The 1,761-nt window shown below is 74.2% G+C and carries 2 protein-coding genes; one reads left to right on the forward strand and one right to left on the reverse strand.

Translation table 11 applies throughout. The features are described 5' to 3' along the window. On the reverse strand, positions 1-697 hold a 697-nt coding region (locus tag ABZS54_RS42845; RefSeq protein WP_355548857.1), incomplete at its 3' end, for an SAM-dependent methyltransferase. Positions 698-929: 232 nt separating this feature from the next. Between ABZS54_RS42845 and ABZS54_RS42850 the strand changes: the two genes are divergently transcribed. Further along, positions 930-1,742 carry a class I SAM-dependent methyltransferase gene (locus ABZS54_RS42850; protein ID WP_355548860.1) on the forward strand — a complete coding sequence of 271 codons (813 nt, stop codon included), beginning with the start codon at positions 930-932 and terminating at the stop codon, positions 1,740-1,742. The last annotated feature ends 19 nt before the right edge of the window (positions 1,743-1,761 follow it).

The raw sequence follows: 1,761 nt of genomic DNA on the forward strand, positions 1-1,761 counted from the left end.
GTTCCCGCCGCAGCGCGCGAAAGAACGAGCGAATGGCGACGTGGATCGTGGAGTTGTCACGGCCGCGCGCGTCGATGGCCTTCTCGATGTCCTCGCCGCCGAGTTCCGTGGTCGGGTGGGTCACCACGAGGTGGCTGCCGGCGGGCACCGCGGCCATCAGCCGGCGGACGATGTCCACGGCCGTGTCGGTGTCCAGGATGAAGTTGAGGCTGCCCAGCAACATCACCGCGATGGGCCGCTCGAAGTCCAGTGTGGCCGCCGCGGCTTGGATGATCGCGTCCGGGTGGTGGGCGTCGGCGTCCAGGTAGTCGGTGGCGCCTTCGGGGGTGCTGGTGAGCAGGGCGCGGGCGTGCGCCAGTACCAGCGGGTCGTTGTCCACGTACACGATCCGCGCGGCGGGGTTCGCCCGCTGGGCGACCTCGTGCGTGTTGTCGGCGGTGGGCAGCCCGGTGCCGATGTCCAGGAACTGCTCCACTCGCGCCTCGCCGGCCAGGAACCGCACCGCGCGGCCCAGGAAGTCGCGGTCCGCCCGGGCGACTTCGCCGATCGAGGGGAACATGTCCGTGACGTGGTCGCCCACCTTGCGGTCGATCGGGTAGTTGTCCTTGCCGCCCAACCAGTGGTTCCAGACTCGGGCGTTGTGCGCCACGTCCTGGTTCGATGTCGGCGGGCCCTCGGCGGGTCGACTCTCGCTCACGGGGGTGGTTCCTCTTCCCTGGACGCCGCTCATCCGGCGCGTTCCGAACGAAAGGCGGCGCCGACCGGCGCGATCGAACCGATTCCCGAACCATTGTGCCAGGCCCATGCGGATCGGCTCGGTGCGGTGTATCGGGCGTGTCGGGCCGCGACGAAGGCCGGCCGGCCGGGTCACCAGCCCCACGGCCGGCGCTGTTGTGGCCGGTCTACGGCGGGTCGGGGAGGGTGGAGGGATGACCGAGCAGCGGTTCGACACGTGGGCGGCCGGGGACGCCTACGAGCGGTATATGGGGCGGTGGAGTCGGGCGGTCGCGGCCGAGTTCGTGGCCTGGTTGCACGCCGCGCCGGGGCTGGCATGGCTGGACACGGGCTGCGGCACGGGCGCGTTGACCGCGGCCGTGGTGGCGCGGGGGCGACCGGGGTGGGTGCTGGGCCTGGACCGATCCGCCGCCTTCGTGTCCCGGGCCCGGGCCGAGGTGCCCCCGCCGGCCGGCTTCGTGGTGGCCGACGCGATGGCGCCGCCGCTTCGGGACGGGGCGTGCGACATGGTGGTGAGCGGGCTGGTGCTCAACTTCCTGCCGGCGCCTGCCGCGGCGGTGGCTCGGGCGGCCCGGGTGGTGCGGCCGGGCGGGACGGTGGCCGCGTATGTGTGGGACTACGCCGAGGGCATGGGCTTCCTGCGGTATTTCTGGGCCGCCGCCGGCGCGGTGGATCCGGCGGCGGAGCGGTGGGACGAGGGCCGCCGGTTCGCGCGGTGCCGTCCCGATCGGCTGCGGGCGTGCTGGGAGCGGGCCGGGTTGGCGGACGTGGCGGTCGTACCGATCGAGGTGGCCACCGGGTTTGCCGGCTTCGCGGACCTGTGGGAGCCGTTCCTGGCCGGGCAGGGGCCCGCTCCCGGGTATGTGGCCGCGCTGTCGGGGCCGGCTCGGGGCCGGCTGCGGGAGGCACTGCGCGCGTCGGTGCCGACCCGGGCGGACGGATCGATCGTGCTCAGCGCGCGGGCGTGGGCGATCCGGGGCCGGCAGCCGGGGCGGACGGCCGGCTGAGCGACTGGGCCGGTGCGCG

It is taken from the genome of Embleya sp. NPDC005575 (genome assembly GCF_040605455.1).
GTDB lineage: Bacteria > Actinomycetota > Actinomycetes > Streptomycetales > Streptomycetaceae > Embleya.